Below are 7728 nucleotides of genomic sequence, written 5' to 3' on the forward strand. Positions count from 1 at the left end.
AGAGGCGGGCGTCGACGTATCGGACCCGTTGGGTCTCGACGGCTTTTCGGAATCTGCGGGGTCGTTGGGGGTGCTGGGGTTCTCGGGGTCCGTGGGCTCTTCCTTGTCGGGATTCTTCTCCCACTGGGCGACGATGGTCACCGACGTGCTGGCATCGCCGGTGAGCTCGGAAAAGGTGTAGGTTGTAGCGAGGTCGAGCGTCCCCTGGCTGCCCTCGATCGCCCAGCCCTTGAACGTGTATCCGGTGCGCTCTGGATCGTTGGCGGGCAGGGGAACGGTGTCTTCCGCCAGGCCGGAGCTTTCGGCCAAGCTCGACTGTCCATCCAGCGTGCCGCCGTCGAGGTTCCAGCTCACGGTATATTCGGGCGCATACTTCGCGGTGTATTCGACGCTCTTGCTAACGGACGCTTCGGGATTATATGGGGTTCCGGTCGCATCCTGCCACCCGGTGAAAAGATAGCCCGCCTTCTCGGGCGCTGCGGGCGCCTCGCCGAACTCGTCGCCATACCAGCGATTATAGGCTGTGACCGACGTTTCGTCTGCAACGAACGAAACGGTATACGGATTGGTCACGACGTAGTTGTACGTGACGGTGATGGAGGTCGTGAGCTTTCCGAACGTGAGCTCCACGCGTGAGTTTCCTTCGCGCGCATAATTGCTCACGTAGATATCCGCTGAACCAAGGGCGTGGTGGCCAGAGATGCTCTTCTGCGGGGTAAAGTCGGCGCCAAGCGATTGCGTCTTTCCTTTGAAGGTGATGCTGTTGCCCGCGTTGTCAGAGATGACGATCGACGAGAGATAATGCTGCACACGGGTGCTGTTGCCAGATACCCATGCATTCCCCGAGGCGTCGACGTTGGTCGTTGCGGTTCCACACGGTGCGGTGGAGTTAGACCCGGGGTTTGCCTGAGCCGCCTCTGCGATGAGCTGGGCCTCCTCTGCCGTGAGCGGTTGCCCGCTCTTCGACGTCGCATTCACTTGGACGGTTACCTGGGGAGTATCGTCTGCAAATGCGCGGCTGGGAGAGAACCCCGAAAGCGCGGCGAGGGCGATCGCGATGGCGAATAGCGCAACCGCTCTCATGGGTTTTTGGATGACGGTTTCATTCATGGTGGGACTCCAATCCCTCGACGATCGGCAATGGGCATTGCCTTTGCTGAAAGTTTAGACGCCATAAATGACCTGCGAAGAAAGTGTTACCAAACCCTGATGTGGGACGGATGGCTTACCGGGGCGTGACCGGGTTGGCGTGTTCTGTGACATGCACGTGACCTTGCTGTGACGATATCCTTCCGGGCATCGCTGGGACGGCGAGACGAGAGGCTTGGAATCTGCCCGCGTTCGGTGCGTTCGCCGTGCGAATTCAATGGCGTACGCGCCTTCTGGTATGATTTCCTCTCGACCAAGCTGGTTCAGACACGTGCCATTGATAGAGGAGCCCATGGATCAATCGCTTTTCACCTACGACATCATCGCCGAAGACCCCAAGACGCATGCGCGTGCTGGCGTGCTTCATACCCCGCATGGCGACATCGAGACGCCCATCTTCATGCCAGTGGGCACGCGCGCCACGGTGAAGGGCATCCCGTGGGAGACCGTGCGCGACCTAGGGGCGCAGATCGTCCTCTCGAACACGTACCACCTGGCTATGCGTCCCGGCGCCGATCTTATCGCCGAGATGGGCGGGCTCCACAGCTTCATGAACTGGCATGGCCCCATCCTCACGGATTCCGGCGGATTCCAGGTATTCAGCCACAGCGACGCCGTGAAGCTCACGGATGACGGCGTGCGCTTCATCGCGACGGACTACGACGGCAGCCATGTGTTCTGGACGCCCGAAGACAACATGGCCATTGCCCAGAAGCTCGGCAGCGACATCTGCATGCAGCTCGACCAGTGCATCGGCTACCCTGTGGAGCGGCGCGACGTCGAACGCTCGACCGATCTCTCGAGCCGTTGGGCGGAGCGCTGCTACAAGGCTCACACCCGTCCCGACCAGGCGCTCTTCGGCATCGTGCAGGGCGGCATGCACCTTGACCTGCGCGTGAAGAGCCTACAGCGGCTCGAAGACATGGGCGATTTCCCCGGCTACGGCATCGGCGGCTATTCGGTGGGCGAGAGCCACGAGATCATGTTCGAAACGCTTGCGCCGCTCGCGTCCGAGTACATGCCGCGCACCAAGCCGCGCTACCTCATGGGCGTGGGCAACCCCACCACGCTCGTGCGCGGCGTGGCTTGCGGTATCGACATGTTCGACTGTGTGCTGCCCACGCGCACCGGCCGCATGGGCACGGCGTTTTCGAGCGAGGGGCGCCTGAACTTCCGCAACGCCCGCTTCGCCCGCGATTCGCGTCCCATCGACGAGCAGTGCACGTGCCCCGTCTGCACGGGCGGCTACACGCGTGCCCACATTCGCCATATGGTTGCGCAGAAGGAGATGCTCGGCGGCATCCTGCTTTCTATGCACAACATCTACTACCTGCTCGACCTCATGCGCCGGGCGCGCCAGGCCATTATCGAGGGTCGCTACGACGCGTTTGTGAGTGATTGGATGAACTCGCCGGCCGCGGCGGATTACTGACGGCGCCCACTAGGTCGTGGCATGTAACATAACCCCAGGGGTTTTTTAACATGAACATGTTAAAAACCCCTGGGGTTATGTTACATGTCTCGCTCGCCGGTCTCGGCCGTCTCGTCGAGGTCGGAGAGCTCACCCATATCTTCGAGTGCGATTGCGGAAGCGTCGACGAGCGCCCCTGGCTCAGCCCGCTGCCCCTCATGCGTCGGGGGAATCGCGCCCTCGAGCTGGCCACGAATGCTTTCGGCTCGCAACAGGCAGAACATCTCGATGGTGTCCACGCCTACGAGGAATTCCTCGTAGGTGCAAAACGCCGTGGGATCTTCCGCAACGTAGGGTGCGATAAGCTCGCGCATGCGGGCGATGGTTTCGGATAGGCGCCCGCTCTCAACGTAGTTGGCGACCAACTGATCAAGATAGTCGTGGTAGCGCGCCCGGTACTCCTCATGCGCCATGAGGTTCGTGAAGAGCGGGCGCTCAGCGAGTACCTCGGGCGCGGCGGGCTCGTCGATGGGAAGGTTCACATAGGTGCCGACGTCATCGGGGAGCTCCGGACGCCCGAGCGCATACGTGCCGAAGGCGAGGTTGTAGTCCCACGGCAGCATCGAGATGCGCCCCGCGTCTTCGTAGAGCAAGTAGTTGTGGCCGGTGCTTCCCAGGTAGCTATCGAGGTTCGCGACGAAGACCTGTACGGCGAAGTAGCGCAGCGTTGCGTCGACATCGACGTAGCGTTCGAGGTTCTCGCCAGAGGCGAGCCCTTCAAGCGCTCGGATGAGCCTTCGTTTGCCTGCTTCGTCTACATCGAGCTGCGCCTCGTCGAAGATCCCAGGGTAGAGCGACGGGTCATCGCCGATGTAACGCAGGGCGACGTCAGCGTTCTCATTCTCGAGTGAGCGATAATCGGGTTTGTAAAGCGCGCCGTGGTCTGCACCCCATACACGGTCTGCGAACGCATCTTCAGCGTCTTCGACGGCTAGGAAGAGACCCCAAGGCTCACCGTTCACCATGACCTGCGTAAAAGCGGTTGCAGGCGCGGGGACGCCCATGAAGCGCATCATGTCATAGGTGAGGTAATTCTTGAGATAGCTGTTGTCTTGGAAGGCTGCGTCGAGCGAGAGCTTATCGAGGCCGTGATAGGTGGTGTTGCGGTCGTAGTGGTCGAACTCGATCTTCAAGCTATAGCGCGAAAGGCCGCGGCGCGAGATGTGCCCAACCGAGTTGTTCCCCTTGGCGCGCAGCCCCACGCCCGTGATGCGCTCGCCGTCGATGACGACGTCGGCTTGGGTGTACTCCTCTTCCGGCGCCGAAGCGATGAACGCGTCCCAGTCCTCGACCTCGATGTTGACGGTGTGCACGCGGGAATCGTCGAAGAGGAGGTCGAGATAGGTGTTGGGTCGCGCGGGCGCGATGACGCCGACAGATCCCGCCCAGGCAAGCAGGCAGGCGGCGCCCGTCGCGAGTACGAGCGCGAAGATGCAGATGACGTCTATGTGGCGGTTCCTGATCATGGGCGTTCCGCTTGCTTCCGTGCTTTCGGGTTGGTGCCTTTGCTATCCGAGGTAATCGCCGTTGTATGACACGAGCGCCGCGTCGGTGACGCCTTCGAGCGCGTCGAGCTCGTCGACAAGCGCCGCCCCGCCTTCCTTGAGTCGCAGCTCAAAGGTGAGCTCTACGCTTCCGCCGTGCACGTTCTTCGCCTTGAGGGCATGCCGGGCGGCGCGCGCCTCGATTGCCGTGATGACTTTTTGCTCCGCGCTTTCGCCTTCAAGGTGCACCACGAGCATGTATGGCCGGTCATCGGTCTTGCGGTCCGCGAACATGAGAAGCACGAGCCCGATGAACACCGCGCCAAAGATAGCGAGGAAGAGCAAGCCCGCGGCGAGCACGATGCCCGTTGCGATGCACCAGAAGAGGAACACGAGGTCGAGCGGTTCTTTGATGGGCGCGCGGAAGCGCACGATGGAGAGGGCGCCCACCATGCCGAGCGAGAGCAGCACATTGCTTGAGACGGCGAGAATCACGAGGGTCGTGATGAGGGTGAGCGCCACGAGCGTCACGCCGAATGACGTGGAGTACATGACCGCGCTCGACGTCTTCCGGTAGATCAGGAAGATGAAGAGGCCGATCCCGCAGGCGAGCAGCATCGCCACGATGGCGTCGATAAGCGGCACGGCTCCTATGCGGTCGAGGAATGCCGAGGTGAAGATGTCGTCGAACGTAACCATGGATTGCCTTTCTTGGTATCACTCGTATCGGCGTCCCAGCGCGTATTTCGAGTATGCGCTGCGCACCGCGCCCGGGGTCTCGATCGCGGCGCGAACGATATCGGGTAGGAATGCGTCGAACTTCACCTCGAGGAGCACGCGGCCTGGGTCGATGGGGATGAGCGGGATGCTTGGGTCGAGGAGGGCGCGCGGGTTCGGGCTCGATGCGATGTGCGAGTCGATCGTGAGGCGCACGTTGCCCGGCGCGTAGGTGAATGCTTCACGCCGGTAGCACACGACGGATGCCGCGCGCAGGAGATACGCTTCCTGCCTGCCGTGGAATTCACGCTTGACCGGGTGATCGCATGACTCCCAAGCAAGGGGTGCCCGGCCATCGTTGACGAGTTCCTGTGCCTCTTCGGGCGAAAGGGGACAGGAGCTCTTCTCGCTCGAGCCGGCGTGCTTCGCCTTCTTTTCCAAACGGAGCGTACCGCCCTCGCCATAGGTGCGCAGCCGCCATTTCTCGCGCCGGCTGACGCCCTCCTTGTTTTGGCGGAGCAGAGCGTCGTCGGGTGTGTCGAAATACAGGCTGCGCACGGTGTAGGAGCCGTCCGTGCCCGCATGGCGGTCGCGCGCGAAAAGCGTCGAGAAGCGCCGTGCGAGCACATGAGCGTCTATCGGCGAGATGAGGTACTTCAGCTCATGACGGATCGACATGGGCTAATCGTCGTATCCGGAGTCCGAGTCATGACCCGAGTTGCCGCTGTAGCCGGAGTTGGAGTCGTAGCCGGAGTTCGAGTCGTAGCCGGAGTTCGAGTCATAACCCGAGTTGCCACCACTCGGCGCGGGAGCGGGTGCGGGCGCTGGCGCGGAGCCGCCGCCGGAACTGGAACCTCCGCCAGAGCTGGAGCCTCCACCGCTGCTGGAGCCGCCGGAGCTCGTGTATCCGGAATCATAATTCGTGTTGCCGTCCGATGCAGGCTCGTTATAATCGGTCACGCCGTCGTTCAGGGGGCCGTAGTCGGAGTCGTAGTAATCGGTCACGCCGTCGCTGTCGGGACCATAATCGGAGTCGCCGTAGTTCGTCCAGCCGTAGTCAGTTGTGCCAGAAACCTCCATGGGGACGGTCATGTTCTGCCCGACGACGTACGTCTCGGATTCATGCACGATATTGCGCAGGAAGTTCTCTTCGGGAAGCGCCGATCCGCTTTCGACCTCAAGGTTGATGGTGTTGCCCTCGCCCTCGACTTCTTCCACGAAATAGCCAGCGTTGTTAATGCGTTCGACGAGCGTGCGAACCGCCTCGCGGCATGCCATGCCCTCGAGCGCGGTGAGATCGAGCTTCATGTTCTCAGCGTCATCGTTGCGTGCTTCAACGCCTACGACAACACCGGAGGCGTCATAGTGAATCGCGAACTCGGGGTTCACGCGCAGGATGAGCGTTCCGCCTCCCTCGGGATAGGGGAGCGTCTCCTCCACGGGCTCGGTTGCTTGGGCAGGATTGCTTGCCGGATTTGCCGGGTTCTGCGTTACTGCAAAAATAGCTCCGCCGCCCACGATCAATACGAGCAGCGTGGCGAGCACAACGGTAAGGTGTTTGTTCGTCATGTTGTTCACCCCTTGGTCTTGTGACGGACGAATGGCGCAATGAGCGCCCGGCATCGGCTCCCCGCGCAGCGGGAGTCGGTCGCGTCGGTCGCCCGGAGCGTCGCCCTATCAGGCGGGGTGCCAAGAACAGTGTAGGATACGCCGTACGAGTATGGCGGCCTCGTGAACGTAAGGGTTTTGCAAGGAAGCCAGTTCCGGGGGTTTGCAGCTGATTACCTCGATGTTCTTGTTATTCAAGCAGATGCACGTCAGGATTTTGTAATGGAAGGGCGGGCGTGCGGTTTTCGCCGACCAGCGGTCGGATTGGGGTTGTTATCGGCGAAACGGCTATGCTGTGAGAAATGAGTTGGCAACAGACGGAGGAGAAATGATGAATCATACGGAGGGACGATACGATGCAGGAGCTGCTGCTCGCGAGAACCACAGCGATCTCGATGGCGAGATGAGCACGTCTGCCGATAGCTCGCATCATTGCCCGCTCGATGGCATTCCCGACGAAGAGCACGGCTACACGAGCGAGCAGACGCATCAGCGCGGCCCGGTGGTTTTGCGCGGTCCCATGGCGCCCACCGACACTACAATGGGCAACCTGCTTGCACCGGAAACATCGACTGACTGGCTGCACATGGATCCCTGGCGCGTCTTGCGCATCCAGGCGGAGTTCGTTGACGGTTTCGGCGCGCTCGCCGAGGTGGGTCCCGCGGTGGTGGTTTTCGGCTCCGCCCGAACCAAGCGAGGCGACTCCATGTACCGTGCAGCGCGCGAGACGGGACGGCAGCTTGCGGAGGCGGGCATCGCCACCATCACGGGCGGCGGGCCAGGCATCATGGAAGCGGCGAACCGTGGCGCGGCCGAGCGCGGGGGCGTCTCGATTGGTTTGGGGATCGAGCTCCCCTTCGAAGAGGGTCTGAACAAGTGGGTCAACCTCGGCATGTCCTTCCGCTACTTCTTCGTGCGGAAGACCATGTTTGTGAAGTATTCGCAGGGAGCCGTCGTATTTCCCGGCGGCTTCGGAACGCTTGACGAGCTTTTTGAGTTGCTTACGCTCGTGCAGACGCACAAGGTCACGCGGATGCCCGTTGTGCTCGTGGGCAGCGCGTATTGGCGTGGGCTCTTCGACTGGATTGAGGGAACGGTGCAGGAAGAGGGCATGATTTCCGCGCTCGACCCGGATCTTGTGCACATCACCGATAGCGTTGACGAAGCCGTTGCCATCGCGACGAGCGCGATTAAGACGATCTGACGCCGCGACTGCCGCGGCATTTCCTGAATATCGGCTCCGGTGGCCAAAAACGAAAGGTTGGTGACACTTCCTCCCGGGAAACGGGGGTGCGCATC

The 7728-nt window shown here is 61.6% G+C and carries 7 protein-coding genes; 2 read left to right on the forward strand and 5 right to left on the reverse strand.

The window, feature by feature from the left end; all coding sequences use genetic code 11:
* A partial coding sequence (locus tag QZ079_RS06510; RefSeq protein ID WP_297036649.1) for an InlB B-repeat-containing protein occupies positions 1-1110 on the reverse strand: 1110 nt, incomplete at its 3' end.
* A gap of 331 nt (positions 1111-1441) precedes the next feature.
* Between QZ079_RS06510 and tgt the strand changes: the two genes are divergently transcribed.
* Positions 1442-2581, forward strand: coding sequence for a tRNA guanosine(34) transglycosylase Tgt (gene tgt, locus QZ079_RS06515; protein ID WP_297036652.1), 1140 nt, complete (start codon positions 1442-1444; stop codon positions 2579-2581).
* Positions 2582-2661: 80 nt separating this feature from the next.
* Here the strand turns inward: tgt and QZ079_RS06520 are convergent, their stop codons facing one another.
* From QZ079_RS06520 to QZ079_RS06535, 4 genes are read right to left on the reverse strand one after another with little or no spacing between them, the layout of a single operon-like run.
* Positions 2662-4086, reverse strand: coding sequence for a CotH kinase family protein (locus QZ079_RS06520; RefSeq protein ID WP_297036654.1), 1425 nt, complete (start codon positions 4084-4086; stop codon positions 2662-2664).
* 42 nt (positions 4087-4128) lie between these two features.
* Positions 4129-4803, reverse strand: coding sequence for a DUF4956 domain-containing protein (locus tag QZ079_RS06525; RefSeq protein ID WP_297036657.1), 675 nt, complete (start codon positions 4801-4803; stop codon positions 4129-4131).
* An 18-nt stretch (positions 4804-4821) separates the two neighbouring features.
* Positions 4822-5499: a polyphosphate polymerase domain-containing protein gene (locus QZ079_RS06530; RefSeq protein WP_297036659.1), complete on the reverse strand. Its 678-nt coding sequence runs from the start codon at positions 5497-5499 to the stop codon at positions 4822-4824.
* A 3-nt stretch (positions 5500-5502) separates the two neighbouring features.
* A complete protein-coding gene (locus tag QZ079_RS06535; protein WP_297036661.1) occupies positions 5503-6390 on the reverse strand; it encodes a hypothetical protein in 888 nt (295 codons plus the stop codon).
* 367 nt (positions 6391-6757) lie between these two features.
* On the opposite strand from QZ079_RS06535, the gene QZ079_RS06540 reads away from it, so the two are divergent.
* Entirely contained in the window at positions 6758-7633 is an 876-nt protein-coding gene (locus QZ079_RS06540; RefSeq protein WP_297036664.1) for a TIGR00730 family Rossman fold protein, read from the forward strand.
* Positions 7634-7728 lie beyond the last annotated feature (95 nt).

Origin of the sequence: uncultured Enorma sp., from assembly GCA_905210055.1 — a bacterium.
Lineage (GTDB): Bacteria > Actinomycetota > Coriobacteriia > Coriobacteriales > Coriobacteriaceae > Enorma.

What these genes read in the sequence shown, in the direction of transcription:
- tgt (WP_297036652.1), top strand. Translation starts at nt 1,442, where the DNA reads ATGGATCAATCGCTTTTCACCTACGACATCATCGCCGAAGACCCCAAG.
- QZ079_RS06520 (WP_297036654.1), bottom strand. Translation starts at nt 4,086, where the DNA reads ATGATCAGGAACCGCCACATAGACGTCATCTGCATCTTCGCGCTCGTA.
- QZ079_RS06525 (WP_297036657.1), bottom strand. Translation starts at nt 4,803, where the DNA reads ATGGTTACGTTCGACGACATCTTCACCTCGGCATTCCTCGACCGCATA.
- QZ079_RS06530 (WP_297036659.1), bottom strand. Translation starts at nt 5,499, where the DNA reads ATGTCGATCCGTCATGAGCTGAAGTACCTCATCTCGCCGATAGACGCT.
- QZ079_RS06535 (WP_297036661.1), bottom strand. Translation starts at nt 6,390, where the DNA reads ATGACGAACAAACACCTTACCGTTGTGCTCGCCACGCTGCTCGTATTG.
- QZ079_RS06540 (WP_297036664.1), top strand. Translation starts at nt 6,758, where the DNA reads ATGATGAATCATACGGAGGGACGATACGATGCAGGAGCTGCTGCTCGC.